The organism is Chryseobacterium sp. MYb7 (genome assembly GCF_002979455.1).
Taxonomy (GTDB): domain Bacteria; phylum Bacteroidota; class Bacteroidia; order Flavobacteriales; family Weeksellaceae; genus Chryseobacterium.
This window is the reverse complement of sequence record NZ_PCOU01000021.1, coordinates 34,978-61,619: the sequence shown is the minus strand read 5'-3', so window position 1 is coordinate 61,619 and position 26,642 is coordinate 34,978. Positions and strand designations below refer to the sequence as shown.

General features: G+C 36.5%; 28 protein-coding genes. 11 read left to right on the top strand and 17 right to left on the bottom strand.

Annotation, left to right across the window (positions count from 1 at the left end; genetic code table 11):
* The first annotated feature begins 174 nt into the window (after nucleotides 1-174).
* The 3 genes from yiaA (at nucleotide 175) to CQ046_RS16315 (ending at nucleotide 3,648) form a co-directional block, all read left to right on the top strand.
* The gene (gene yiaA / locus CQ046_RS16325; protein ID WP_105703300.1) at nucleotides 175-567 is read left to right on the top strand and encodes an inner membrane protein YiaA; all 393 of its coding nucleotides are present in this window, start codon (nucleotides 175-177) and stop codon (nucleotides 565-567) included.
* A 184-nt stretch (nucleotides 568-751) separates the two neighbouring features.
* Nucleotides 752-2,074 carry a BspA family leucine-rich repeat surface protein gene (locus CQ046_RS16320; protein WP_105703299.1) on the top strand — a complete coding sequence of 441 codons (1,323 nt, stop codon included), beginning with the start codon at nucleotides 752-754 and terminating at the stop codon, nucleotides 2,072-2,074.
* A 17-nt stretch (nucleotides 2,075-2,091) separates the two neighbouring features.
* Nucleotides 2,092-3,648, top strand: coding sequence for a BspA family leucine-rich repeat surface protein (locus tag CQ046_RS16315; RefSeq protein WP_105703298.1), 1,557 nt, complete (start codon nucleotides 2,092-2,094; stop codon nucleotides 3,646-3,648).
* A 54-nt stretch (nucleotides 3,649-3,702) separates the two neighbouring features.
* On the opposite strand, the gene purE is transcribed toward CQ046_RS16315, so the two are convergent.
* Nucleotides 3,703-4,206 carry a 5-(carboxyamino)imidazole ribonucleotide mutase gene (gene purE / locus CQ046_RS16310; protein ID WP_105703297.1) on the bottom strand — a complete coding sequence of 168 codons (504 nt, stop codon included), beginning with the start codon at nucleotides 4,204-4,206 and terminating at the stop codon, nucleotides 3,703-3,705.
* Nucleotides 4,207-4,443: 237 nt separating this feature from the next.
* Between purE and CQ046_RS16305 the strand changes: the two genes are divergently transcribed.
* Nucleotides 4,444-5,349: a DMT family transporter gene (locus CQ046_RS16305; protein WP_105703296.1), complete on the top strand. Its 906-nt coding sequence runs from the start codon at nucleotides 4,444-4,446 to the stop codon at nucleotides 5,347-5,349.
* Between the two features lie 54 nt (nucleotides 5,350-5,403).
* Here the strand turns inward: CQ046_RS16305 and CQ046_RS16300 are convergent, their stop codons facing one another.
* Nucleotides 5,404-6,333, bottom strand: a complete 930-nt coding sequence (locus CQ046_RS16300) for an alpha/beta hydrolase (RefSeq protein ID WP_105703295.1) — start codon at nucleotides 6,331-6,333, stop codon at nucleotides 5,404-5,406.
* Nucleotides 6,334-6,488: 155 nt separating this feature from the next.
* Between CQ046_RS16300 and CQ046_RS16295 the strand changes: the two genes are divergently transcribed.
* Nucleotides 6,489-7,055 (top strand): hypothetical protein, encoded by a 567-nt coding sequence (locus CQ046_RS16295; RefSeq protein ID WP_105703294.1) that lies wholly within the window; start codon nucleotides 6,489-6,491, stop codon nucleotides 7,053-7,055.
* Nucleotides 7,056-7,061: 6 nt separating this feature from the next.
* A complete protein-coding gene (locus CQ046_RS16290; protein ID WP_105703293.1) occupies nucleotides 7,062-9,185 on the top strand; it encodes a cation:proton antiporter in 2,124 nt (707 codons plus the stop codon).
* A 318-nt stretch (nucleotides 9,186-9,503) separates the two neighbouring features.
* Here the strand turns inward: CQ046_RS16290 and CQ046_RS16285 are convergent, their stop codons facing one another.
* Both CQ046_RS16285 and CQ046_RS16280 read right to left on the bottom strand, forming a co-directional pair.
* Nucleotides 9,504-10,616, bottom strand: a complete 1,113-nt coding sequence (locus tag CQ046_RS16285; RefSeq protein ID WP_105703292.1) for a 5-(carboxyamino)imidazole ribonucleotide synthase — start codon at nucleotides 10,614-10,616, stop codon at nucleotides 9,504-9,506.
* A 25-nt stretch (nucleotides 10,617-10,641) separates the two neighbouring features.
* Nucleotides 10,642-11,193 carry a DUF1543 domain-containing protein gene (locus CQ046_RS16280; protein ID WP_105703324.1) on the bottom strand — a complete coding sequence of 184 codons (552 nt, stop codon included), beginning with the start codon at nucleotides 11,191-11,193 and terminating at the stop codon, nucleotides 10,642-10,644.
* Between the two features lie 97 nt (nucleotides 11,194-11,290).
* On the opposite strand from CQ046_RS16280, the gene CQ046_RS16275 reads away from it, so the two are divergent.
* Together CQ046_RS16275 and CQ046_RS16270 are read left to right on the top strand one after the other, a co-directional pair.
* Complete coding sequence (locus CQ046_RS16275) at nucleotides 11,291-12,121, top strand: sulfite exporter TauE/SafE family protein (protein ID WP_105703291.1); 831 nt, start codon at nucleotides 11,291-11,293, stop codon at nucleotides 12,119-12,121.
* Nucleotides 12,121-12,504 carry a DUF1634 domain-containing protein gene (locus tag CQ046_RS16270; protein ID WP_034699869.1) on the top strand — a complete coding sequence of 128 codons (384 nt, stop codon included), beginning with the start codon at nucleotides 12,121-12,123 and terminating at the stop codon, nucleotides 12,502-12,504. The genes CQ046_RS16275 and CQ046_RS16270 overlap by 1 nt, the downstream gene beginning before the upstream one ends.
* Before the next feature lie 6 nt (nucleotides 12,505-12,510).
* On the opposite strand, the gene CQ046_RS16265 is transcribed toward CQ046_RS16270, so the two are convergent.
* Nucleotides 12,511-12,888, bottom strand: a complete 378-nt coding sequence (locus tag CQ046_RS16265; RefSeq protein WP_105703290.1) for a VOC family protein — start codon at nucleotides 12,886-12,888, stop codon at nucleotides 12,511-12,513.
* Between the two features lie 35 nt (nucleotides 12,889-12,923).
* The gene (locus CQ046_RS16260) at nucleotides 12,924-13,364 is read right to left on the bottom strand and encodes a nuclear transport factor 2 family protein (RefSeq protein WP_105703289.1); all 441 of its coding nucleotides are present in this window, start codon (nucleotides 13,362-13,364) and stop codon (nucleotides 12,924-12,926) included.
* A gap of 106 nt (nucleotides 13,365-13,470) precedes the next feature.
* Here CQ046_RS16260 and CQ046_RS16255 point away from each other — a divergent pair, with 106 nt between their 5' ends.
* Entirely contained in the window at nucleotides 13,471-14,553 is a 1,083-nt protein-coding gene (locus CQ046_RS16255) for an endonuclease/exonuclease/phosphatase family protein (protein ID WP_105703288.1), read from the top strand.
* A gap of 43 nt (nucleotides 14,554-14,596) precedes the next feature.
* Here the strand turns inward: CQ046_RS16255 and CQ046_RS16250 are convergent, their stop codons facing one another.
* The 10 genes from CQ046_RS16250 to CQ046_RS16205 form a co-directional block, all read right to left on the bottom strand.
* Nucleotides 14,597-15,655 carry a diphosphomevalonate/mevalonate 3,5-bisphosphate decarboxylase family protein gene (locus tag CQ046_RS16250; RefSeq protein ID WP_105703287.1) on the bottom strand — a complete coding sequence of 353 codons (1,059 nt, stop codon included), beginning with the start codon at nucleotides 15,653-15,655 and terminating at the stop codon, nucleotides 14,597-14,599.
* 21 nt (nucleotides 15,656-15,676) lie between these two features.
* A complete protein-coding gene (locus CQ046_RS16245) occupies nucleotides 15,677-17,446 on the bottom strand; it encodes an AMP-dependent synthetase/ligase (protein WP_105703286.1) in 1,770 nt (589 codons plus the stop codon).
* Nucleotides 17,443-18,456, bottom strand: coding sequence for an NAD-dependent epimerase/dehydratase family protein (locus CQ046_RS16240; protein ID WP_105703285.1), 1,014 nt, complete (start codon nucleotides 18,454-18,456; stop codon nucleotides 17,443-17,445). Before CQ046_RS16240 ends, CQ046_RS16245 begins: the two co-directional genes overlap by 4 nt.
* A 257-nt stretch (nucleotides 18,457-18,713) precedes the next feature.
* Complete coding sequence (locus tag CQ046_RS16235; protein ID WP_105703284.1) at nucleotides 18,714-19,718, bottom strand: MvdD family ATP-grasp ribosomal peptide maturase; 1,005 nt, start codon at nucleotides 19,716-19,718, stop codon at nucleotides 18,714-18,716.
* Nucleotides 19,711-20,667 carry an MvdC family ATP-grasp ribosomal peptide maturase gene (locus CQ046_RS16230; RefSeq protein WP_105703283.1) on the bottom strand — a complete coding sequence of 319 codons (957 nt, stop codon included), beginning with the start codon at nucleotides 20,665-20,667 and terminating at the stop codon, nucleotides 19,711-19,713. The genes CQ046_RS16235 and CQ046_RS16230 overlap by 8 nt, the downstream gene beginning before the upstream one ends.
* Before the next feature lie 72 nt (nucleotides 20,668-20,739).
* Entirely contained in the window at nucleotides 20,740-20,967 is a 228-nt protein-coding gene (locus tag CQ046_RS16225; protein WP_105703282.1) for a microviridin/marinostatin family tricyclic proteinase inhibitor, read from the bottom strand.
* Between the two features lie 47 nt (nucleotides 20,968-21,014).
* On the bottom strand, nucleotides 21,015-21,254 hold the full coding sequence (locus CQ046_RS16220; RefSeq protein WP_105703281.1) for a microviridin/marinostatin family tricyclic proteinase inhibitor: 240 nt from the start codon (nucleotides 21,252-21,254) through the stop codon (nucleotides 21,015-21,017).
* A gap of 115 nt (nucleotides 21,255-21,369) precedes the next feature.
* Nucleotides 21,370-22,149, bottom strand: a complete 780-nt coding sequence (locus CQ046_RS16215) for an alpha/beta fold hydrolase (protein WP_105703280.1) — start codon at nucleotides 22,147-22,149, stop codon at nucleotides 21,370-21,372.
* A gap of 108 nt (nucleotides 22,150-22,257) precedes the next feature.
* The gene (locus CQ046_RS16210) at nucleotides 22,258-22,977 is read right to left on the bottom strand and encodes a pyridoxine 5'-phosphate synthase (RefSeq protein ID WP_105703279.1); all 720 of its coding nucleotides are present in this window, start codon (nucleotides 22,975-22,977) and stop codon (nucleotides 22,258-22,260) included.
* A 177-nt stretch (nucleotides 22,978-23,154) separates the two neighbouring features.
* Complete coding sequence (locus tag CQ046_RS16205; RefSeq protein ID WP_105703278.1) at nucleotides 23,155-24,423, bottom strand: mechanosensitive ion channel family protein; 1,269 nt, start codon at nucleotides 24,421-24,423, stop codon at nucleotides 23,155-23,157.
* 333 nt (nucleotides 24,424-24,756) lie between these two features.
* On the opposite strand from CQ046_RS16205, the gene CQ046_RS16200 reads away from it, so the two are divergent.
* Both CQ046_RS16200 and CQ046_RS16195 read left to right on the top strand, forming a co-directional pair.
* A complete protein-coding gene (locus CQ046_RS16200; protein ID WP_105703277.1) occupies nucleotides 24,757-25,248 on the top strand; it encodes a DUF456 domain-containing protein in 492 nt (163 codons plus the stop codon).
* Between the two features lie 16 nt (nucleotides 25,249-25,264).
* Nucleotides 25,265-25,774 (top strand): hypothetical protein, encoded by a 510-nt coding sequence (locus tag CQ046_RS16195; protein ID WP_105703276.1) that lies wholly within the window; start codon nucleotides 25,265-25,267, stop codon nucleotides 25,772-25,774.
* Here the strand turns inward: CQ046_RS16195 and CQ046_RS16190 are convergent.
* Nucleotides 25,761-26,402: a uracil-DNA glycosylase gene (locus CQ046_RS16190; protein ID WP_105703275.1), complete on the bottom strand. Its 642-nt coding sequence runs from the start codon at nucleotides 26,400-26,402 to the stop codon at nucleotides 25,761-25,763. The genes CQ046_RS16195 and CQ046_RS16190 overlap by 14 nt on opposite strands.
* Between the last annotated feature and the right edge of the window lie 240 nt (nucleotides 26,403-26,642).

Here is a 26,642-nt window from a genome sequence, read left to right as displayed (position 1 = left end):
TATGAATTATAAATTATGAGTGATGAATTATAAATAAAAATACATCTATCGGCTTTAGCCGAAACATAAACTTACTTCATCCTTCTATTCAGTATTTTCCCCATATTTTCCCTCTGTTAGGGCTCTGTTTATAAAAAATGAATATCTTAGCCCTCTTAAATAAAACATTAATCTATGAAAAAACAAAGAGTATCGAATGCATTCGTCGCTGCATCATGGGTAGCATTGGGAGCAGGAATGATCGGCTTCATTGTGGGTCTTGCAAGAGCCGAAATGCTGCTGAATGAAAAAGGATATTATTTCACTATTCTTCTTTATGGCTTATTTGCCGTTGTCTCTCTACAGAAAGCAGTACGAGACAGGTTAGAAAATATTCAGGTAACAGATATTTATTATGGGATCTGCTGGTTTGCAACATTATCATCTATTGTATTACTGGCCATCGGGCTTTGGAATGCCACCATCCTTCCAAGTGAAAAAGGTTTTTATGCCTTTGCATTTTTGCTCGCTCTCTTCGGAGCCATTACAGTCCAGAAAAATACCCGGGACAATATGATTCAGGAATAAAGTAGAACTCTCCATTTTGGAGAGTTTTTTATTTACCATAATACACAATATTTAAAATAATAACGAATAATATTATTAATATTTTAAAATTTCATTATATTTATATCAAAAAATAGAGATATAATTAAAAATATTTACCCATCTCTATTTTTACCTTAAAAAACTAATACCATAAACCATAAACATGATTTTAAAAAAAATCCCGGTACTCATTTTCCTTTTACTGATAGTCATAACAAAAGCACAAAATGAGTTCATCACCATTTGGAAAACTCAGAATGCACAACTTATTAAATTTCCCGGCCGGGGAACTAACTTCCAGGTATCCTGGGAAGAGATAGGATATCCTCAACATACCGGAACAATGCATAATGTAACCTCAACCACGGAATTTATTATCAATTTGGGAACACCACTAAATCCATCCCCTGCCCAGGCCAGCTATAAAATTAAAATCAGCGATGGAAACGGAAGTTTTGATCAGGTCAGATTTTATAATGGCTCGTCCATCCCGGTTTACAATGCTTCAGACCGATCAAAAATCACTCAGATTACCCAATGGGGAAATATAAAATGGAAGAGCTTTGACAATGCTTTTGTATACTGTGATAATATGGATGTTACAGCCACAGATGCACCTGATCTCAGCATGGCTACCAGCATGCGCCAGATGTTTTATTTATGCATTTCACTTATTGGCAATCCTTCTTTCAATACATGGAATACCTCCACCATTACAGATATGCATTATATGTTTGGTGATGATAATCTGTTCAACCAACCATTGGGAAGCTGGGATACTTCGAATGTTACAGATATGTCTTATATGTTTGACTATACAGGATTCAACCAACCTTTGGGTAAATGGAACACGGCTAAGGTAACCACTATGGAGCATATGTTTCATGATTCAGGAAATTTCAACCAGGATCTGCAAAACTGGAATACAGGAAATGTGACTAATATGAACGAAATGTTCCATGGCACAGCTTTTAACCAAAATATTGGAAGATGGAATTTAAGCTCATTAACAACAGCAACCGATCTATTTCTCAATTCTGCTATGAGCTGCCTGAATTATGATAAAACTCTTTTTGGTTGGAGCCAGAGTTCATCAACACCCAATAATATTGATTTATCAAATGCTTCCCCATTAATCTACTCTCATGCTGATGCTGTAGCCGCAAGAAATTATTTAATCAATAATAAAGGATGGACGATATCAGGCGATGTTTACAATGGACTCTGCAACCAGACCCTTTCAACTTCTGAAACGAAGATAAACAACAAACCCACCATTTATCCCAATCCGGTAACAGATCATATTTATCTTAAAAACATTCCGAATGCTGTCAGTTATATTATAACCGATATGAGCGGAAGAATTGCTGCCAAAGACAACCTTGAAGATGAAAAAATTAATGTCAGACTTTTATCTGCCGGCAATTATATTCTGCAGATTTTGACAAAGGATAAAATCCATTCATTGCCATTAATCAAAAAATAGCTTTAATAATTATAATCATGATTTTAAAAAAGATACAATCACTTATTTTTCTTCTGTTGGTTATCATTGTGAACGCTCAGGATGAGTTTATTACGATCTGGAAACCTGCATCTACGATAATACCCACAGTAACTGTAGATGCACCTTATCAGGCAAATCCTCAGCAAATATGGTTTCCCGGAATTGGTGATAATTATAACATTTATTGGGAGGAAATAGGCTATCCACAACACAATGGCTCCCTTATAAACGTCACTTCTACAAAGCAGGTTCTTATTGATTTTGGCCCATCACTCTCGGATGGAACTGATGCTAAATATAGAGTAAAAGTAAGTAATGGCAGCGGAGCTTTCAGTCAAATAAAATTCGGAACTGTTCAGCTATATACTGCTCCTGAACAACTTATCCCTATCTGGCAGGTGAACGGAAGTGCAGATAAATTATTAGAAATAGAGCAATGGGGCAATATTTCATGGACTACAATGAACAGTGCTTTCAGTTTATGCAAACTTATGGAGCTTACCGCAACAGATACACCAAAACTCAATAATGTAGAGGATGCTTCTTTCATGTTTTACGGTACAACCAGCTTTACAGGTGCCAGTTCAATGCAAAACTGGGATACTTCGAAAATCAAGAATTTCAGTTTTATGTTTTCGCTCTTATTTGATATTACCCCATCTACACTGACAGAGCAATTCAACTCTCCTTATCTTGACAGCTGGAACATGTCTTCCGCTACGAATCTAAGCTATATGTTTGGAAACAGAACCCATTTTAACAAGACTCTCAATAGCTGGGATGTGTCAAATGTAACGGATATGAGCTGGATGTTCGGCCAGTGTTTAAGCTTCAATCAACGTTTGGATAGCTGGGATACTTCGAATCTTGAGGACATGCATTTTATGTTTCATATGATTCCTGTCTTCAATCAACCGCTCAACTGGAATACATCTAAAGTTACGAATATGGCTCATGTATTTCATGGCTGTACGTCCTTCAATCAATCTTTAGAAAGCTGGGATATGACTAAAGTAACGAAAATAGATCAGATCCTGAATATTGCTTCAAGTTTTAATCAGTCGCTAGGAAACTGGAACCTGGCTTCTGTTATTGATGGCGGCGGTGCTCTTACGATGTCAGGTATTAATTGTGAAAATTACAGCAAAACACTTCTGGGATGGGCAGACAATCCCAACACAGCCAACAACGTTTCATTAGGTTCTTTAACAGGTTTAAAATATGCTTCCAATGTTTCAGATAAAAGAGATATTCTCATCAATAAAGGTTGGTCATTAACAGGTGATACCGTTGGAAGCTGTTTACTGTCTTCATCAGATTTGAAACTAAATAAAAAACTTTCACTTTATCCAAATCCTGCAGTAGATGATATTCACATTGAAGGATTATCGGATATTAAAAGTTATAAAATTTATGATACAAGTGGAAGACTGGTAAAGGAAGGAAATCCTAACAGAGATATGATCAATGTAAGCTCTCTGCCAAAAGGAAATTACATTTTGCAGTTCATTCTGAAAGATACTACCCTCTCTTCAAAATTCATTAAGAAATAGAACAAAGAAGCCTCGCTGAAAAAGTGAGGCTTTTATTTTGAGTTTAATGATCAACTATTTGTCAAAGTGATTAGGATGCTGAGCTTTAATATCATCTACGGTTCCCAGTACTTTATCTTTTAAAGAATCCTGATATTTCTGAAGCTTTGCGGCTATTTCTTCATTACCGCTTCCTAAAATTTTTGCAGCTAAAATTCCTGCATTCAAAGCGCCATTCAAAGCTACAGTAGCTACCGGAATTCCACCAGGCATCTGAAGAATAGATAAAACAGAATCCCATCCGTCTATAGAATTACTGGACAAAATCGGAACTCCAATTACCGGAAGTGTCGTACAGCTTGCCACCATTCCCGGAAGATGTGCTGCTCCTCCTGCTCCTGCTACAATTACCTTCAAACCTCTTTCGTGAGCTGTCTTTGCGTATTCGAACATTCTTTCCGGTGTTCTGTGCGCTGAAACTACAGTTAATTCGTAAGGGATATCAAGGCTTTTAAGAAAATTTGCAGCCTGTTCCATGATCGGCAGATCACTCTGACTGCCCATAATAATTCCTACCATCTTCAATTTATTAGATCTTCAAAGATAAAAAATAAAGCTGGAAGTTGGAAGAAGGAAGCTGGAAGTTCTTTTAAACTCAAACAAATATTTAGGTTTAAACTAACCTTACCATCATCCATTCAACTGGCAACTGGCAACCATTCCTGCCTCAATCTGTATCATCAAAAATTGAAACAACTGTACCCATCATAATTATTTCAAAACCTCTACATTTGTTTGTTACACTACTTATTGACGTTGAAAGATTATAAACTCATTTTTGCTGTTTTTACCGTTGCCATTGTTTGGGGAACGACCTTTTTAGCGATTCGTGTCGCTGTGGAAACAATCCCTGCATGGTTTGTAGCCGGAATCCGACAGTTTCTGGCTTCTATAATTATGCTTGTTGTTCTTCTTTCGAGAAAGGAATTCAAGTGGATTGGCTGGAAGAGCCTTGGATACCAGATTATTTTCGCTTCCCTGATGCTGGTGGTTGCCAATGGGATGACCACTGTAGCTGAAGAAACAGTTTCCAGCAGTTTGGCTTCACTCATCAGTGCCTGTTCCCCTATCCTTGTATTTCTGGGAAGTGTAGCTGTTGGACTGCAAAAATTTAGTTTGCGGGCACTCAGTGGTGTCTTGCTGTGTTTTAGCGGAATTCTCTTTATTTTTTGGGACGGACTTCAAGATCTTGCCAACCCTGATTACAGAATGGGTATGATCTTCCTTTTCTATGCTATCGCAGGATGGGCTTCCGGAACTATTTTCACCAAGAAATTGAATATTCAAAGCGGAAATATAACATTGAACCTGTTCTATCAGTTCCTGTTTGCAGGAGTGGTTCAGGTTATTTTTGCTTTTCTGTTTTCCGAAAATTATAACTTCGGAAACTGGACTCTTAAAAGTATCTCAGCAATGATATATCTCGCTGTTTTCGGTTCTGTAGCCGCTTTTTTTGCCTTCCATTATGCATTGACGAAAATTTCTCCGGTACAGGTTTCTATCCTTGCTTACATCAATACCATTATTGCCATATTTCTAGGCTGGCTGATTATGGATGAGAAAGTGACATCTAAATTCATCCTTGCTGCTGTAATGATTATTTGTGGTGTTTTTATTATCAATTACAAACCGGAGATGTTTAAAAGACAAAGGGTTGAATAATCGACATTTTTTAACCACAAAAGACACAAAAGTTTTTTAAGCTTCCATAAGAAATCACTGATCACTAGTATAAATCCCATTCACTTTTAACCATTTTAAAAACAACTCCTTCCATTCTCCAGTATTAGTTCCTTTTTTGCCCAATCCCCAGCCATGGCCACCTGATTGAAATAAATGCAATTCGGCAGGAACCTTATGGTCTTTCAACGCCTGATACATCAAAATACTATTTTCCACAGGAGAAATAGGATCATCTTCAGACTGAGCCAGAAAAGTAATAGGAGTTTGAGCATTCACCTGTTTTTCAACAGATAAATTAGCCTGATCCTGCTCATCAGAACCTTTCCCTAATAAAGATTTAAATGAATGAGTCGTATTATTGGGAGGCAGCATAGAAACTACAGGATAGATCATTGCGGTAAAATTGGGTTGGGCAGAAATCAAATCAATATCATCCTGAGGATGATAATAGACCGTATTGAATGTAGATGAAATATATCCTGCAAGATGTCCGCCAGCAGAAAACCCCAATACTCCTATTTTATTAGGATCTATTTTATATTTTCCAGCATTCTTTCTGATAATCCGTAAAGCACGCTGTGCATCTTGAAAAGGGACTGATATGTTTGCCCAACCTTCTTCCGGAAGTCTGTATTGAAGCTCAAAAGCTGTAATTCCCAAAGACTTCAGCCATTCGCTGGCAGGATAACCTTCTGATCCGGATTCAATGTGGGCATACCCACCACCACTGATGACAAGAATAGCTATTCCGTTAGGGTTTTGGGGTTGATGAATGATCAGTTTTGGAGTACTGATATGAGTGATTGAACCTTTGGCAGAAACAATACTTTCACCTCCAGGTCCGGGACCATCCGGAATTTTCTTCCAAAGATTAATGAAAGGCAATTGAGCTTGTGTAAAAAGTCCGTTTTGAGCATAAAGCAGGCTTCCAAAAAATAAAAAAGAGAAAAAAATATTTTTCATTCTATTCAATTTTACTATAAAAATAATATCAATAATCTTACCTAATCTATCCGGCTGTTTTTTAACTTATTAGATATAATTAAAATCAGATCCGCTTCTGTAGGGTTTTGTATTTACTTCATTTTCCTTATATTGTATACTCCAACCGATACAATATGCTGAAAAACACATTTTTTTTATTTCTGACCGCTTCTTTCCTTCTTGTAAGCTGTGATTATAAAGAGAAAGAAAAAAACCTGACAGACAGGGAGAAACAATTATTAGAAAAAGAAAAGATATTCGCGAAGAAAGAATCCGAATATCAGTCGCTTCTGAAAATGAGAGACAGTATTTTTGCCAAAAAAGATTCTGTAGTGATTACTGCTGTATGGCCAACAGAAATTTCCGGCCCATGGAATGGTAAAGTAATCTGTACAGAATCCAACTGCAGTGAATATGCTGTAGGCGACCAACGTACTGATCTTTGGGAATTCGATAATGATTCTACCCAGCCCATCACCAAAATTATCAACAACAATAATCTGGTACGGCTGTATACGGGCAAGTTTGAAAATAATGAAATCAGACTGTCCTTCAAAACCGATTCTACCGCCAAAAAGAATGTAGAAATGAGCGTTCTTCTTAATGATATTTCGGACAACAAGATCAAAGGAACAAGAACCATCACTTCTGATGGCTGTACCGCCAAGTTCTCTGTTGAATTAGTACGTTCCACAAAATAAACACTTATGATTTTACTGAGTATACACAACCTGAGTCTTCCTATAGAAGATCCGGTACTGAAGTTCCTGTTGGTACTGGTCATCATCCTTGCAGCACCATTGCTTCTTAATAAAATTAAAGTTCCACACCTTTTGGGACTTATCATCGCCGGAGCCATTATTGGTCCTAACGGATTCAATGTTTTATCCAGAGACAGCAGTATTGTTGTGACGGGAACCACCGGACTACTTTACATCATGTTCCTTGCCGGACTGGAGATTGATATGGGAGATTTTAAAAAGAACAAATGGAAAAGTCTCACCTTTGGTATTTATACCTTTACCGTCCCTTTTGTACTGGGATATCTGGGAGGATATTATCTTCTCCATTTCTCAATGCTGACTTCCATTCTGTTTGCCAGTCTTTTTTCATCCCACACCCTTATTGCCTATCCGTTGGTGAGTAAGTTGGGAATCGCAAAAAACAAAGCTGTTAATATCACCGTTGGAGGTACCATGATCACAGATATACTTGCGTTATTGGTACTTGCCGTGATTGTGGGGATGTCTCAGGGAGACGTTGGGACAGAATTTTGGGTTAAATTATCGGTCTCTTTTGTGGTTTTTGCTTTGATTGTACTCATTGTATTCCCTATTATAGGCCGTTGGTTTTTCAAAAGAGTGGATGATAAAATATCACAGTATATTTTTGTACTGGTTATGATTTATCTGGCGGCTATGCTGGCTGAACTGGCAGGTGTAGAAGCAATTATCGGGGCATTCTTTGCCGGATTGGCTTTAAACAGACTTATTCCTCACACCTCTTCTTTAATGAACAGAGTTGAGTTTGTAGGAAATGCCATATTTATTCCCTTTTTCCTGATCAGTGTGGGAATGCTAATTGATTTTAAAGTATTTTTCAAAAGCTGGGAAACCTTAGAAGTCGCCGGAATTATGTTGGTAGCGTCTATCGGGGGGAAATATCTTTCTGCGGTGGCTACTCAAAAAACCTTCAGGCTGACCAAAGAAGAAGGAAAACTGATTTTTGGATTAAGCTCTGCTTCAGCAGCGGCAACACTGGCTTCAGTAATGGTAGGATATAACATCATTCTTTCTGAAACTGAAACCGGAGAACCGGTAAGATTATTGAATGAACACGTTCTGAACGGAAGTATTTTACTGATCCTTATTTCGTGTACCATCTCCTCTTTCATTTCTATGGCAAGTGCTCAGAAAATTGCTGAAAGTGACAATGAAGATACCGTTTCAGGAAATACCCATGAGGAAGAAAATATTCTACTGGCCATCAACCATGAGGCCACTGTGGAGAGAATGGTGAATTTGGGAATTCTGATTAAAGCCCATTCCAATACGGAAGATCTTTTTGCCCTGAATGTCATCAATGAAGATAAAAATGAATCTTCGGTGAAGAATGCTGAGAAACTTCTTCATCAGGCAACAGATGCGGCGGCGGCGGCGGATGTTAAATTACAGTCCTTAAAAAGATATGACAATGATGTCATCAACGGGGTCAATAATGTGATTAAAGAACAGAAAATTACAGACCTTATCATAGGATTGGAAGGTGAAAAAGGATTCTCCCCTTCTTTTGTCTATAATCTTTACAACGGCTATCTTCAGAATGATGATGTGAATGTACTGGTTTATCACGCAGCTCAACCTCTTTCCACGATTAAAAAATATGCAGTGATGATTCCCGAAAATGCCCATCAGGAAGCCGGATTCTTCCATGCATTGCTGAGAGTCTGGAATATTGCCAGAAATTCCGGTGCTACAGTTGTTTTTTATGCTCCGGAAAACATTCTTGACATTCTTCAGAAAATCATTAAAAAAGCTAATATAGAAGCAGAATTCATTATCATGAATACATGGCAGGATGGCGAAAGAACCGCTGCCCAGCTGAAAGATGATGAAGCTTTAATTATTCTGATGGCAAAACGAGGTATGAAATCCTATATTCCAAGAATGAGACTGATTCCGGAACTTCTGAACAGGAATCTGAATGATAATAATTATCTTCTGATTTTCCCTTTCTCAGAATACGATAAAAACAGTCCGGAAATACGTTCTGTAGGAAATCATGGGGATTTTGTGGAGATTGGAAATGTGATTCAGAAGATTTTTAAGTAAGAGAAAGCTGGATGCTGGAAGAGGGGTGATGGATGTTATCGATGTGCAAATAATCGCTTTTTCTTAAATCATTAAACCATTCCAGTCAATAGGGTCGGGCTTTAGCCTGATATAAACAACATGCACCCATTTGGCTTTAGCCGAAACCTAAAAATAAGTTTTGGCTAAAGCCAATTGAATTGACAATTACTTGTATACAGGCTCCCTTCAGCTACGCTCAGGATAATAGCCGTTCCTATTGAATTGCTTATAGGACAATATAAAAAGGAGCTGTTTTTAATGTTAAAAACAGCTCTCTTTTTATATTTTAAACTGATATTACTCAGCAATCACTCTTACCATTCCTTTCACCTGTACAAGCTTTTCCATTAGCTCTTCTCTGGAATCTGCAAGGACGTTAATGTGTCCCATTTTTCTTCCCGGTTTGGTTTCTGTTTTCCCGTATAAATGGATATAGGTTTCAGGAAGTTGAAGAACATCTTCCATTCCTTCATAGATTACTTTTCCTTCATATCCTTCTGCACCTACCAAATTCAGCATTCCGCTGTAAGTAATAGCATCGGTATCCGCTAAAGGTAAGTTTTTTACCACACGGTACATCTGCTCAAATTGCGAGTTGGTATTTCCTTCCTGGCTCTGATGTCCCGAATTGTGAAGTCTTGGAGCAGTTTCATTCACCCATATTTTCCCTTCTTTATCAAGGAACAATTCAATAGCGAATAATCCCGGAGAGTTCACTGCATTTAAGAATTTTTCTGTGATAGAATCAATCTGACTCTGTACATCTTCTGTCAAAAGAACCGGACATACATTGAAATCTAAAAGGTTTAGCTTTGGATCAGCAACCATTTCCGTTACCGGGAAAATATTGGTTTCTCCCTTTTCATTTCTTGCAACAATGACAGAAAGTTCTTTCTCAATATCTACCAGACTTTCAATCACAGAAGCTTCTGTCCATAAATGCTGATAGTCTTCTTCTGTTTTGATCACCTGTACTCCTTTTCCGTCATAGCCTCCTGTATTCATTTTCTGAACAAACGGCAATGGCATGATGATCTTCTCATCACTGTTCCACACCACCTGGAATTCCGGGCTTGGAATATTATGAGCTTTATAAAATTCTTTCTGAAGGATCTTTTGCTGGATCGTTTTGATGATATTGGCATTGGGAACAACTCTTATTCCCTGTTGTTCAAGTTCTGCCAATGCCTCAGCATTTACATGTTCAATTTCAATGGTCACAACATCTTTGTCTTTTCCGAAGTTCAAGACTGTTTCGTAGTCATTAAAATTTCCCTGTGTAAAATACGAGATATTATGACACGGTGCATCGGAAGCCGGATCCAGAGTATAAAACTCATCATCATACTTTAGTGCACTTTGTATCAGCATTCTTCCCAGCTGTCCGCCTCCCAGAATTCCTATTTTCATTTTTTATTTTTATTAGATTTATTTCTTATTGAATTTTATCAATTTTTAAATAGCCAAGTCCCATCGGGTTCTCCTGATTTTCTTCCTCTGATTTGTGAAGAATGATAGAATATTTTTCTTTCATGTAAGCAGGAAGAATATCACTTACATTGAAAATATCATCAATATCTACTCCATGCTTATCATCAATATGGCTTACTGCTCCTTCAAATCCCATCGTCTGGTAAAATTCGGTAGCTTTTGCTCTTTTTACAATCTCTCCCATTGTCTGTCCTACCATCAGGTGCTGCTCATGAAATTCTTCAAAAAATCCAGGCTTATACCCTCCTAGATTGAGAAAAAACAGTTGATCTTCAGAAGAATTTTCTCCTTTTTCTACAATCTCCACTTCATATCCGTCAGCGAATTTTACTTCCTGATGACAATCCACATGAATTTTCCCTTCCGCTTCCTTCCAAAACGCCTTCATATCCGGAACAAGATCTTTAAGATTCTCTGCTATTCCGAAGAAAACATCATGTTGCTCAATGTTTCTTCCCTTAGGGGTAGCCCCAAGGATTACATAAAATAATTTCATTCTGTTTTTCATGCATGCAAAAATACGTTAAATTTATATTTTTCAAATGTTTGGCAGACTACTACAATAATTTTATATTTGTAACATTATTTGTAGTATGTCAGAAATCATCATACTCTTCCTTGGAGCAATTTCCGCTGGTCTTTTAGGTTCACTTACTGGTTTAGGAGGAGGAGTTATTATCATTCCTTTATTAACGCTGGGTTTCGGCGTTCCAATGCATTATGCTATCGGTGCTTCGCTCATTTCTGTGATCGGGACCTCATCCGGTGCGGCCGTAGCTTTCGTAAAAGAAGGTTTTACCAATATGAGAATCGGGATGTTTCTCGAAATAGCCACCACAGCAGGAGCTATTGTGGGCGCTCTGGTTTCAGGGATGCTTAACCCAAATACAATCGGAATTATTTTCGCCAGTATCCTTCTTTTAACGGTTATTTTAAATCTTAAGGGTAAACCGGATCACCAGGAACCTTTGGTAAAAGGAAGTTTGGAAGAGAAGCTAAAATTATACGGGACATTCCCGGATAAAGGGATTTTGAAAAGCTATTCTGCAAGAAATACCGTTCCCGGATTTTTGATGATGATGTTTGCCGGCGCCATGTCTGGTCTTCTAGGGATTGGTTCTGGAGCATTGAAGGTATTGGCAATGGACAATATGATGAAACTGCCTTTCAAAGTATCTACAACTACGAGTAATTTTATGATCGGAGTAACGGCAGTAGCCAGTGCACTGATCTATTTCCAGAGAGGAGAAATTATTCCGGTAATTGTAGCTCCGGTATTGATAGGAGTTGTAATCGGAAGTTTTATTGGTTCAAAAACGCTGATGGTATCAAAGACCAAAAAATTAAAAGTATTTTTTGCCATTGTTATTACCATTCTTTCTATTTACATGATGTATAACGGTATCAACAAAAGCTTCAGATAATGAAAAAGAATTTTACAGATGTAGATCTGAACCGCTCCGTAGGAAACCTTCTGAGACTGGGTGTTATTCTTTCTGTGGCAACCTCTCTGATTGGTTTTATCAAGTTATTTTTTGAGGGTTTTAAAATGCCCGAAAAATATACCAGTCTTGTGGTAGGAACCTCTTCCGAAAAAGTATGGGGCCATTTTTGGGATTCTCTGTGCAAAGGAGAAGGTACAGCTATTATTCAGCTGGGAATTCTTTTATTGATCTTCACGCCTCTGATGAGGATTGTTTTTGCTTTAATAGGCTATTTAAAAGAAAAAGACTACGTGTATGTAGTCATTTCTTCTATTGTTTTAGCAATTATGGCAGTGAGTTTCTTTGCAGGCTACGCCCACTAATTTATTTTACATTTCATAAAACTCTAACGGCAGCTGATCCGGATCCTGGGTAAAGAAAAATTCTTTTCCGGTGAATTCATCTATGCGGATTTCTTCACAGTTTAACCCTTTTCCTATCAGTTCATTCCTTTTTTCTGTAACATTTTCCACAGAGAAAGCAAGATGCCTTAAACCACATGCTTCAGGGCGTGACGGACGTTGTGGAGGATCTGGGAAAGAGAATAATTCTATTACATAATGATCCCCGATTGCCAGATCAAGTTTATAGGACTGTCTTTCTTCGCGGTATATTTCACGAATGATATTCAGATTTAGAATTTCTGTATAAAATTTCTTTGAAACAGCATAATCTGAACAGATGATTGCAATATGATGGATTTTCATTTTTTTATTTTAAACTACTTTTAAATTTAACTTTGTTATTGTATTTCTTTACAATTATCTTTTCTTCTTGTATCAATAATATATTGGATTTTCCATTCGTTATTCTGCTTTATTAGCTGAAAACTATTAGCTCCGCAATGTGATAATTTCCCTTTTAAATAAAAAGAATAAGGCGTAAATACACTGGCCAGGTTTCCATCCGTATGAACGGCTTCTACTATAATCCTTTCATCCAGATCTCCTTTTGAAAATTTTGAAACCGAAGCTACAAATTCCTGTATGTTATCACTTTTTACAGTACCGTCTTTAGTGATGGTCTGAAGAACCGCATTCTCCGCAAAAGCGGATTTTACCAACTCAGAGTCTGCATTTTTCATACCAAGGAACAGGTTTCGGATAGATTTTTCAATATCTTTATTCTGCTGACCGAAAGCTGAAATACTGATCAGCAGAAACAGTGCGATAATTTTATTCATAGAATAGATTTAGATAAATAAAAATAGATAAAATAAAATTTAAATTGATTAACAAATTTTAAAAATCATTCTTAAATTGTGATCAAAATTATTTCATAGCTTTTATATGTGGATTATTTATCTGACTTTGGCCATACTTCTTCTGGTCATGACAATACTGCCAAAAATTCAGCATTCTCACTGGATATTCAGAGTTCCTGAATTTGCTAAAATACAGGTTACTTATCTTATCCTTTTCACTTTTATATTAGGTCTTTTTACCGATTCGGAAGAACATGTATGGTATTATCAGGGTCTTCTGCTGGTTTTGTTTGTTCATCACAGCCATACTCTCATCAAATATACCCGTTTTTATCCCGTAAAAAGACATAGACAGCGTCATAAATCTTCTGATAGGCTGCATTTTATTTCTGCCAATGTGTATCAGTTCAATAAAGAGTATGAGAAATTCATTGGACTTGTTAAAAAGCATAATCCTGATTTTTTCATGACTATGGAAAGTAATGGCGACTGGGAAAAGGCAATGCGATCTTTAGAAAAAGAATATGGTTATCAGCATAAGGTAACTCTTGAAAACACCTACGGCATGCATTTCTATTCCAGAATTGAAATCAAAGAAGCAAAGACTCATTATTTCGTAGCTGATGATATTCCAAGTATTGAGGTACATATGAAAACAGCTGATGGTTTTTCTTTTGTTTTCTTTGGAGTTCACCCGCCGCCGCCAAGTCCTACAGAAGAAGAAACATCAAAGGAAAGGGATGGTGATCTTCTAAGCACAGCCAAATGTGTAAAAGACATCAAAAAACCTGTTATTGTAGTGGGAGATTTCAATAATGTTGCATGGTCAAGATCATCTGTGCTTTTCAGAAAAACAAGCCATCTGATAGATCCGAGAATCGGGCATTCTTTTGTTTCTACTTTTCATGCAAAATACCGTCTTTTAAGGTTTCCTATCGATCTGATGTTTCACAGTGAAGATATTTTCATTAAACAGCTGAAGACATTGGAAAATTTTGGTTCAGACCACCTCCCGGTATATTGTGAGTTTTTCATAGATCATCACAATGATGAACAGGAAGAGCTTATAGAAACAGCAACTGCTGAAGAAAAAGCAGAGGCTGAAATCATGATAGAGGAAGGAAAGAAAGAAGATGGAGATCGGGAAACTGTTGTTACTGAGGATTAAAAAAGTGGGCTAAAGCCCACTCCTATTGAATATTTATTCTTATTTAAAATCTCATTATATCCTTCACTACTCCATTCTTTTGAGTGTGCTGTAATAATTCAGCTTCAATAAAGGCTTTGATCTGTTCTTCCGACCCATTATTTGGAAACAGAAGGTGAACATTGGCTCCGGCATCCAGCGTAAAGAATAAAGGAAGACCGGTTTCTCTTCTGAAGTCCCAGATTTTATTAATGACTTCCAATGTACCTGTTTTCATCAGGATAAAAGCAGGATCGCTCATCATCATCATAGCGTGCAGCGTAAGTGCTTCATGTTCTACCAGTTTGATAAAACGTTCCATATCTCCACTCTTCAGTATGTCTTTTATGGGAACGAAATTTTCCCTTGCCTCCTGAAATCTTCTTTCTGCATAGGGATTGGTATTCATTAAGCCATGTCCTACTGTTGAAGAAACACTTTTCTGGCCTTCATGAATTAACAGAACCCAATCATTAAAACTTTTGAAAACCTCATGAACTTCACTATCCGGATACTGTACTCCGAATAGATCTGAACTTCCTTCTACCTCATCACTTTCTCCCCACACAACAAGCCCGTTATATAAGCTTCGGCATGCACTTCCACTTCCTAATCTTGCTAAAAATGAAGCTTTTCTTAAAGATTCTTCTTCAGATGTTTTTTCTGAAAATGAAGCATCCAATGCCATCAGGCATTTTGCAATGGCTCCAAATCCTGAAGCCGAGCTTGCAATCCCGGAACTGTGTGGAAATGTATTCTCTGTTCTGATCATATATTTTCCTTTTAAAATCCATGGAAGGTACTGCTCTATATTTTTGAAATATTTCTCTATTTTCTCAGCAAATTTTACTTCCTCATTTCCAGACAGGAAAGTTTGTACTGAAAAGGGAGCATCCGCTGTAAATTCCATTGATGTATTGGTTTTACAGTGGTTCAAAGTATAACTGATACTAGGATTAGCAGGAATCTGATTGTCATATTTCCCCCAATATTTAATCAGGGCAATATTAGACGGACAGCTTTCTGAAACCGTTTGTGAATGAATATTGAAATTTTCTTTTCCTATAAAATCTTGTGTCGTCATAGTTTAATTTAAGTGTATTATTTAATACATCTTCTCTATAATATCTGCGTATTTTTTGATCACTACATTTCTTTTGACTTTCAATGTAGGAGTAATTTCTCCTGTATTGATATCAAATTCTGCCGGCATTAAAGTGAATTTCTTCACTTTTTCATAGTCTGCCAAGTGATCCTGTAATTCTTTAATTTTTTCTTTGTAAAGGTTGATTACCTCTTCATTTTTTACAGCATCTTCCCAGTTGGTAAAAGGAATATTATTTTTCTTGATATAATCCTGTAAAAACTCGAAATTAGGAACAATTAGCGCTGAAACAAACTGTCTTCCTTCCGCAATCAGCATGATTTGCTGAATGAAATTATTATTGGTCAGAAGGTTTTCGATTTGTTGCGGAGCAATGTATTTTCCGTTGGAAGTTTTCATCAGGTCTTTGATTCTGTCTGTGATAATCAGGTTTCCTTTCTCGTCAAACTTTCCTGCATCACCGGTTTTGAACCATCCGTCTTCTGTAAATACGTTCTGGGTTTCTTCAGGTTTATTGTAATACCCTTTCATGATTCCGTTTCCTCTGGCTTGGATTTCATCATTTTCTCCGATACGCATTTCTACTCCCGGAAGTGGTTTTCCACTCGTGCCATGTTCAAAGTGAGTCAAAGGAAAAAGAGTCAATGTGGCTGTAGTTTCTGTTAATCCATATCCAACGGTTACGTGAATTCCTACTGATTCAAAAAAGCGGGTAACTTCCGGTGACAATGATGCTCCACCACAAGGTAAAAACCAAAGTCTGCCACCCATTTTATCTTTAATTTTGCTGAAAACCAACATATCTGCAACAGATTCTTTGAGTTTTAGCCCAAAAGGAATCGGTTTTTCATTTCTTCTTAGTTCAGAAGTTTCCCATCCGGTTTTAAGCGCCCAGTCAAAGATTTTTTTCTTTAATGATGAACCTTCTTCCGCTTTTTCCAAAACTCCGGCATATACTTTCTGGAAGAATCTTGGTACGGCACACATGGCTGTAGGTTTTACTTCTTCCAGTGCTTTGGCTATGTTTTTCGGGTCTTCCAGGAAATAAACACGAGCACCTCCATAAAGGCTCAATAGACTCCAACTTCTTTCAAAAACATGGCTTAAGGGTAAGAATGCCAGTGAAAGTTCTTCTTCAAAATTTTTAAACTTAAAAAATTCGAAATGAGAGTCGAATGCTTTGATGAAATTTCCGTGGGTAAGCATTACTCCTTTTGGGGTTCCGGTGGTTCCGGAAGTATAAATTAATGTTGCGGTATCATCATTTTCTTTCTTACAGATCTCCAGCTTCGGTGAAGCTTTTGCAATAAAATCTTCAAGATAAAAACTGTTGAATTCTTTCTTGATCCACACTGCTTTTTTGGAAACAATAATTGTTTCCAGGTTGTTTTCTTCTTTATGTAAAAACTCAAGACAGGCGTCATACTGCATCTGATTTCCTACTAAAACAACTTTAGCTCCGGAATCGTTAATGATATGTTCTGCCTGCTCAGCATTATTAGTAGAATAAATAGGTACCGTAATAGCACCAATCGCCATTGAAGCCAAATCCATGATCATCCATTCGGACGAATTATCTGAATAAATAGCAACTTTGTCATTCTCCTGAACTCCGGATTCTTTTAATGCATTGGCTGTTTTAAAAATAATTTCACTGAATTTTTTCCAGCTCAGCTCTTTCCAACCAGCATCTTTCTTTTTAAATCCGATTGCCCCTTTTATAGGATGTTTTTCTACATTTTTAAGGATAATTGCCTCTGCAAGATTCATTTCTTCAGCTTTTTGTCGTTAATATAATTATTCAGGTGAAAGTCTATACTTTCTTTTACTGGAATAAACTGATAGTTCAGCTTTTCTTTGACTTTGTGATTGGAAATGGTGTTGAAAGAAGAAATGGCCTCAATATTTGATTTGGTAACCATTTTCAGTTTCGGGATCAGCCATCCGAAAAGGGTGTTGGCTATTCTTCCGATATTTAATACAGATTGTGAAAGAATTCTGGCATCTTTAAGACCAAGACGGGTTCTGACCTGTTTTGCAAGGTCGGCATATCTGTTATTTTCAGAGACAATAATAAAACGTTCTCCGAAAAGGTTATTGTCCATTAGTCCAATAGCAGTATTGGCGACATCTCTCACGTCAACGTAAGCAGAACCTCCTGAAAAGGTAAAACTATTGTCTTCAAAGGTAGAGAAAAGTTCACCGCTGCTTTGAGTCCAGTTTCCGCTTCCTACAATCATTCCAGGATTGATAATGATAGTATTAAGACCTTCTGCTGAGGCTCTCCATACTTCCATTTCGGATAAATGTTTGGAAATTGCATACGCTGAGTGTTCCAGCTTTGGATTAAAGTCAGATTCCTCATCCAATTCTCCTTTATCATTGTAATTATCAAGAACGGCAACAGAGCTTACATGGAGAAACTTTTTAACATCTGATCCTTCACAGGCAAACAAAAGATTCTCTGTACCTTTGATATTTGTGCGGTACATTTCTTTTTCATCTTTCGGATGGAAGCTTACTTTTGCAGCACAATGATATACCTCATCTACGCCTATCAGCGCAGTTTGCAAAGAATCGAGGTCATCAAAATCTACGTTTACCCATTCAATTTTATTAAAAAAATCGTCAGGATTCTCCGTATAAAAGCTGTATGAATGCTTTACTTCGTTTATATTGCTGCCCGGTCTTTTGGAAGCACGTACATGTTTCCCCTTCTTAAGAAGTTCCAGTACAATTATTCTTCCAAGAATTCCGGTAGCACCCGTTACAAAAATCATTAATTATTTTCTTGATTGCTGACTAAAATATAACAATATTTTCTATCCGGCAATTTTCAGGTTATTGTAAAAATTCACCCGAAAAACTGCTTTTGCAAATTTGCGATTTTTAAAGCATAATTCAGCTTAATTTAACCAATATTATCATTCTGAAAACAATAAATCTGGAAATTTCAACCATAGTACATGATCAAAATTAAAAGTCCTGAAAGCATTTACAGCTTTCAGGACTTTTATGCTCAAAAAGCCTATTATTTTTAAGCTATTACTTCATTATTTCTTCTTGGTGCTTTGTCGCAAAGAACGTCTGCAATGCTTTTGGAAATAAGATTCCCTTCTGTAAGATTATCCAGCCAGAAAAACTCTCCTGCTGCATTGATCTCGATGAAATAATACTCGTCTTCAGGGGAAACAATCATGTCTATCGCTCCGTAATCTACGTTATAGATATCAAGAAGTTCAAGCAGTTTTGATTCTACATCTGCCGGAAGTTCTGTTCTGTTCCATTTATCAATAAGATTAACTCCATCTTTTCTCCAGTCTATTTTGGCATCTTCAGACTGCTGGGAATCTATTTCGAATGCATAGACGTCTCTTCCCACAATGGTAATACGAAGCTCTTTTTTCTTTTGAATCATTTGCTGAAACTGCATAGGACAGTACAATAGAGAATCCAGTTCTTCCAGTTTATCTTCGCGGACAACATTGGTAAATACTACATTTTCTACACCGTCTTCATAAATGGCAAAACCGGTTTGCATTTTAGCCACGACATTTTGATGTTTTAGGATAAATTTTCTGGCTTCCTCAGGACTGTTTGTAAGACAAGTTGCAGGAATAGTCAGCCCTAATTTATCTGCAATTTTCAATTGTTCTTCTTTGCTGTCAAGTCTTCTGTAAACACTTGGTTTCCCTAAAGAATATGCGTCTACCGATTCGAAAAACCCGAAAAGCGTATTTCGAATCTCGCCCATTGCTGCTCCGTAAAATTTAGTATCCATCTCTTCTCTTAATCCTTTTCCAATATTGTAAGCTCTTCTGTACCAGATGGCTGAAATATCGTCCAAACGGTGTTTTGCTTCAGGTGTTTCAAGATAGCTTATCCATTCTCCATCCTGGAAAATAGTGGACAATTTGTTTTGTAAAGGATAAACATCAACATCAAAACGAATGACTTCACAATTATTTTTTTCTATGTATTCTGTTACTTTTTCAATAGAAAAGTTATCTGCGGTATGGGTAATAATTAATATTTTATTCATGGAAATTGATTCTTTTGATAAGGTTATCGGCAATTCTTTCTGCAATGGGAAATTCCAGTTCTTTCTGTAACATTCCCCACTCTCCCTGTGGATTCACTTCAAGGAAATAGTAGGCTCCGTCCCTCCCTTTGATCATATCAATGGCTCCTATATACAATCCCATTTCGTTCATCATAGAAGTGAGATTCGTTTTGACAGCATCCGGAAGTTCATAAACGGACCAAAAATAGCCTTCACGAGCTACTCTCCAATCTACATTTTCGCTGTTATTGATCTTTCCTGTGAAAAATTCACCGTCTACATAGACAATTCTCAGCTCATATTCTTTATCAATATAAGGCTGGAAAATCATTGGACAATACGCAATATCAGAAAGGTGTTCTAAGGATTCCTCTTCAATAACAGTAGTGGAAATCATGTTTTCCCCTGACATTGTTTTGGCTGTTACTCCATGAAGTTTAGCTATGGCTTTTCCCTGACAATATTGATAGAAAAATGTTTTTATTTTTTCATCATCATTAGAAAAGATCGTTTTGGGAATAGTTAAGTTATTTCTCTCTGCTACTTTTAGCTGAAATATCTTATTTCCGTCAATCTTCTTCTCATTTTCATAAGGATTGATCCAGGGAATATCTTCTAAAGCTGTCAGCAGATTGTATCGAAGGCTTCCATATTCTTTCAGGAAGATTCTTTCATAGTCCTGATCCAATTCTTCGGGAGTACTGATTCTCCAAGCTTTTCTGTGCCACACTCCTTTGATGGTATCGGAATGGATGGTATTTCCGGACTCATCCGTTAATTCGAATGAGTCTTCATGAATACTGATTTTCTGAAGATGATTCAGACGGTCAGAATTCAATCTGAAATACGGAATATTTTTAGAGGTCAGGTAGTCGAAAAAAAGATCGATATTATAAAAATCCTGTGAATGGGTGATGCAGAGAATCATTTGCCGGTTGTATTAAAAAGGGAAACTTAAACTTTAAGTTTCCCCTATTATTTTAAAAATATTCTACTGTTTTTATAGCGGAATAATGATTGTATCATCATCACCATCAGATGGATATTTCAGCGTGTGCATCATATCGTCTTTTGGAGAAGTTACAGTATCTACAGCAGGTTTTGTGATCATATCTCTTTCTGGAATTGAGATAATACCTGTTCCTCCTTTTACTGTTTCAGGATCCTTTACCTGTTTTTCTAAGAATGACGCGAAAAACGGCTTCTTCTTTGAGTTGTTGCTTTTCATAATGTTTTAGTTTTGGTTTGATATATAATTTAGCTTAAGCTATATATTTATTCTACTTCTAAAACATCCTCATCTCCGTCAGAAGGATATTTCATCGTTACATTGTCATTATCTGGTGTTGTAACACCGTCTTGAAGAGCGGTTGTTATTTGGTCCTTGATTATTGACGTAATCTGATCTGCAAGTTTGGAAGTTGCAGCTCCTCCTTTTACTGTTTCAGGGTCTTTAACCTGTTTTTCCAAGAATGTCGCGAAAAATGGTTTCTTTTTTGAATTTTTGTTTTCCATAAGTTAATATTTTTATTGTTTTGACAATTCCAAAGTACAAAAATTTCAACTCATGGAGAAATAATATTGATTTTTAATAAAAATTTAACATAATATAAAAAATCAAAGGATAAAATTAATTCAATCCAAGAAACTCCTTAACAACATTTGCAAAATCAATCGGATTTTCGGCCTGTACCCAATGTCCTGCATTTTTTACTGTTACCACCTTAGCTTTAGGGAACTGTTGTTTGATTCCAAATTCGTCCTGTGGCAGGATATAATTGGATTTTGCTCCTGCAATGAATAAAGTTTCACCATCAAAAACACCGAATTTAATAGCATTGGAAACAAATTCAGTATATTTTTCTGATAATGTTTTAAGATTGAATCTCCAACCCAGTTTTTTATTGTCATCCCAATACAGATTTTTCGTTAAAAACTGTACAGTAGATCTTTCCGGGATATATTGGTTCAAAACTGCTTCTACTTCATTTCTTGAGTTTACAGTATCGAAATCAACAGTTTCAAGCGCTTTGATAATTCCCTGATGGTGAGGTGGATATGCTTTGGGCGAAATATCTACCACAATGAGTTTATCAACACGTTCAGGATATTTTATAGCAAACTGCATTACTGCTTTTCCTCCTAATGAATGTCCTAAAACGTGTGCTTTCTGAATTCCGTAATGATCCATATAGCGGGCAATATCGTCTGCCAGATCATCGTGGGACATAGTATCGGAGTGAAAGCTTCTTCCGTGGTTTCTAAGATCAATCAGATGCACCGGAAGATACTCTCCCAGATCCTTTCCGAAACTTCCCCAGTTGTCAAGCATTCCAAATAATCCGTGAAATACAAGAAGCGGCGTATTTGTAAGATTTTCGCCGAATATTTTTGAATTTAAAATTTCCATTTTTTTAGAAGTTAGAGGTGAGAAATCAGAAGTTAGATAAATCAAGCATAATCTGTTTATGCTATTTTAAATATAATTGAAGTTGACTAACTTCTAGTTTCTTATTAATTACCATTTTGCCAGTCTCTTCAAATAAGCCTGAACAGTATTTTCCAATCCCATATAAAGTGCTTCTGAAACTAAAGCATGCCCGATAGATACTTCCAACAGGTTTGGAATGGTATCTGAAAAGTATTTCAGGTTTTCTAAACTCAAATCATGCCCGGCATTGATTCCCAATCCGAAATTGGTAGCTTCAACTGCGGTATCGTAATAAGGTTTTATAGCCTGTTCTTTATTCGTAAGATAATTTTTTGCGTAAGCTTCGGTATACAATTCAATTCTGTCTGCACCTGTTTTGGCAGCATATTCTACCAGTTCCGGTAAAGGATCAAGAAAAATGGAAGTACGGATACCTGATTTTTTAAATTCTGAAATGATCTCTGTAAGGAAATCAAGGTGTTTTTTTGTATCCCATCCTGCATTGGAAGTAATAGCATCATCAGCATCAGGTACCAAAGTTACCTGCTCCGGCTTCACCTCTAAAACCATATCAATAAAGCTCTGATGAGGGTTTCCTTCAATATTAAACTCAGTCGTAACCAACGGCTTCAGATCATAGACATCTTTTCTTGTGATATGCCTTTCATCAGGTCTTGGATGGATGGTAATCCCCTGTCCTCCGAATTCCTGAATTTTTACAGCAGCTTCTGTAATACTTGGGGTTTCACCTCCTCTTGCATTTCTTAACGTCGCAATTTTATTAATGTTTACGCTTAGTTTTGTCATTTTTTATTTTAGATGTTAGATATGAAATGTCAGAAGCCGGAAGTTTGGGGCTGGAAGTAAATCCAGACTTTGTAATTCTATTGGTCTTCCACATTTATGATCATTTAAAAATTTAATTAAAATTTATATAAAAAGGAGCTTAAACTTCCAGACTTCTTCTTCTGTCTTCCAGCTGTTCTACACCTTAATGCTTACCTGCATCACCTGAAGTTCAAATTCTTTTGAAGCCACCAATAAATGGTCAAAAATATCTGCCTGAATCTGCTCAAAACGTTCCCATTTGGAATCATTGGCAAAACAGTAGACTTCAAGAGGCAGTCCTTGCGGAGTTATATCAAGTTGACGAACCATTCTCGTTCCGTTTTTATCGATGTCCGGATCATTTTCAATATACTTCTGTGCATAATATCTGAAAACACCGATATTGGTAAGCTGCCTGCCATTCACGACCTTATCCTTATGTTCCAGGCTTTCTTTTTCTTTTTTGATCTCTGATGTTCTTTCTTCAAGATAATCTGAAATTAAATTGATTTCCATTAAACGCTCCACATCTTCATCCGTCAGAAATTTAAAAGAATTGATATTAAAGTAAATTGATTTTTTTATCCTTCTCGTATTAGATTCTGACATCACCTGCATGTTCTTGATCTCTGTGGTCATCAGATCATACGTTGGAATGGTAGAAACAGTTTTATCAAAATTGGTGATTTTGGTAGTCAAAAGGTTGATTTCTGTAATATTTCCTTCAATACTGTATTTTGGAATGCTTACCCAGTCTCCTACTTTTAAATTTTTCGAAGTTGCAACGTGAAGTCCTGTTACAAATCCTAAAATGGTATCTCTGAAAACAAGTACCAAAACCGCTGTAATAGCTCCAAGACTTCCTACAATAGTAGTTCCTTTAATCCCGAAAATAACACAAAGTCCTACGACTGTAAATATGAAAAGCCCTAAAATCTTTACAGTTTCTGAAATAGCATTCAGCGCCATAATCTTATAGAAATCCTGTTTGATACTGAAATAATTTCTGAAAGCAGTCAGTGATCTGTACAGCATTCCTGCCAACATTAATACCAATCCCAAATTAATACATCGTATAATAAAAATGGTTGTTTTGGGCAGCGCATTTTCCGGAAATATAGATCCCTGGATACCAGCAACAGCAATTAAAGCTGCAAAATGAGCTACAGAATTGGTGATTTTGGCCTGATAAATAGATTTTAAGATGGGAAATTTCTGTTCATTATGAAATAATCTGAAGACAGAATTGATAATGAACTTAAAAGCAAAGTCAGTAATGAAAAACAGTACAAGAAGTAAGCTCAGTTTTACAATAATATGAAAAACCCAGTCCAGCCCGGTAGGTGAAATCTGGGTAATATAAATGTAAAGCTGCTCGCTCAGCTCCTGTATAAAGTTTTTAGTTTCTTGTAACTGGTCATTCATTACGGCAAATTTATGAAATTAAGAATCATCATTTTACTATTCACAATCAATTTTCATCCCAAAAAAGATTCAAGGGAAGATATTTGATAAAAATTTTTCCAGAATTGAATTATAAAATGTCAAATCTTCTACAATCCCAATTATAAGTAAAAAATTAACCGTAAATGACAATTATCTGTTATTCCACAACTATACCAGCAAAAACATCGGCAAGGCAGGACCCATTCTTGAATGCGTTATCCTAAATTTGTAATAAAATTTTATAACTCAGTTCTCAAAGTGGCTTTTTATAAGGCCACTTTTTTTATATTGCATCTATATTAAAAAAAAAGAATGGATACAACAATTATTAATATTTTCTGTCTTATTCTCTTATTTGTAGGAATACTGGGAACTTTCCTCCCTGTTTTACCCGGTCTTCTACTGAGTATTTGCGGGCTCCTGATCTATAAATTCGGGACTGATGCAGATCTTCCTATGATCTACATCTGGGCTTTTGGAATTCTGACAGCAGCTTCTGTAGTGCTAAGCTATGTAATTCCTGCAAAAACCAACAGAAAATATGGAGGCACCCGTTGGGGAAGTATCGGTTCTGTAGTGGGAACTATTGTGGGAATATTTATTCCAATTCCTTTAGGTTTTCTTGTGGGAATGTTTGCAGGTGTATTTATTGGTGAATTACTTCACGACAGCAAGGATATGAATAAAGCTTTACAATCTACCAAAGGAGCACTTATTGGATTCATTTATGGAACAGGATTCAGTTTTGTAGTAGGAGTGGCAATGTTTTTGGTTGTACTTCTTAATATGTTTAACGTCATTTAATTAAATATTAGAAACTATGTTCCATAAAGCTATCATACTCAGTCTGGGAATATTTGCATTAACGGGATGTGATGCCCAAAAGAAATCTAAGGCAGCTACAAAAGCTTCTCAAGTACAAACCAATCCAAAAGCTATGAATTCTAATGATCAGAAAGACGGAATTGTATACCTTAGTGAAGGTGAGAATAAATTTCTGAAAGAATATCAGATGAATGTAACTTTTAAAGGGGTTTCTGAAGACAGCCGATGTCCTGAAGGAGTTAATTGTATCTGGGCCGGAGCCGCTCTTGCTCAGGTTGAAGTAATGGGAACCTCTACCCGACCTACTATTCTGAATCTTGCCAGCATAGATTTTCCAGGAAGAAATTACCGTCAATCAGCAGAATTTAACGGATATATTATTACCTTACAGGATGTGGCTCCTTATCCTAAACAACAGGAAGGAACAACAGCACTAGCAGGAAAATATAAAATCGGAATTACGATTAAAAAAGCAAGACAAATAATAGATTCTACCACGAAATAGGCTTTTTCCCTTTGGAAACAAGATATTCATTAATTTTTGAGAAAGGCTTGCTTCCAAAAAAACCTCTGTAAACAGAAAAGGGTGATGGGTGTGCCGATTTCAGAATAAAATGTTTAGCTGGATCTATGAGTTCAGCTTTTTTCTGTGCAAAAGCGCCCCATAATACAAATACCACATTCTCTTTTTTGTCTGAAATTTCTTTAATGATAAAATTGGTAAACTTTTCCCAGCCAAGATCTTTATGAGAATTTGGAGAATGAGCACGAACGGTTAAGGTTGCATTCAATAATAAAACACCTTGTCTTCCCCAGTCATCAAGTTCTTTGGAATTTCTTACTACTCCCAGATCATCTTTTAACTCAATAAAAATATTCTTAAGTGATGGTGGTGCAGTAACCTGTTCAGATACAGAAAAGCATAAACCATTCGCCTGGTAGTCATTATGATAAGGATCCTGGCCAATAATTACCACTTCTACATCATCAAAAGCCGTTAATTCCAATGCTCTGAAAATCTGATTTTTGGGAGGAAAAACTTTTGTTATTGCGTATTCATTTTTCACTTTCTCCCAAAGGGTTGTAAAGTATTCCGTACTCTTTATCGGGGCTAAAATTTCTGTCCAGGTCATACTGCAAAAATAATAATATTAAAATAAGTGATTCCACTATACTTTAAATATTTTCACCTTTCTTTCAATCAGCATATATGAGAAATAAGATAGTAATATTGAGAAGGCTATGAGTAATATATTATTAAGATGATAAGAGCTTACAATAACAAAATTCTGTTTTTTCACAATATAGTGGATGATATATAATGAGTAAGAAATATTCCCTAAGAAATATACTGCTTTGGTTTCTAAAAAAGT